This is a genomic window from Halomonas sp. BN3-1 (genome assembly GCF_003056325.1).
Taxonomy (GTDB): domain Bacteria; phylum Pseudomonadota; class Gammaproteobacteria; order Pseudomonadales; family Halomonadaceae; genus Halomonas; species Halomonas litopenaei.
Map to the genome: position 1 here is coordinate 1 of NZ_PYVV01000070.1, position 302 is coordinate 302.

The following is a 302-nucleotide window of genomic DNA, read 5'->3' on the forward strand; positions in this document are numbered from 1 at the left end:
AAGCATCTTGCTTAGAACTTGACGACTGTTTTACTCGAGATCGAGAAATGGTGGAGCCAAGCGGGATCGAACCGCTGACCTCCTGCGTGCAAGGCAGGCGCTCTCCCAGCTGAGCTATGGCCCCATACTACAAGGGTCCAGCTACTCTAGCCTCGAGCGTTGACCCTTCAGTCGCTACTCTTGCTTGATCAGGTAATTCATTGTGAGCACTTACCGACAGTCAGATGACGTGTCGTTTAAGGAGGTGATCCAGCCGCAGGTTCCCCTACGGCTACCTTGTTACGACTTCACCCCAGTCATGA

1 tRNA gene and 1 rRNA gene are annotated in these 302 nt (G+C 53.3%); both read right to left on the reverse strand.

Going from position 1 to position 302, the window contains the following annotated elements:
- Positions 1 to 48: 48 nt before the first annotated feature.
- Positions 49 to 124: transfer RNA gene (locus C9F12_RS22350), tRNA-Ala, on the reverse strand.
- A gap of 113 nt (positions 125 to 237) precedes the next feature.
- Positions 238 to 302, reverse strand: a 16S ribosomal RNA gene (locus C9F12_RS22355); the annotation flags it as partial.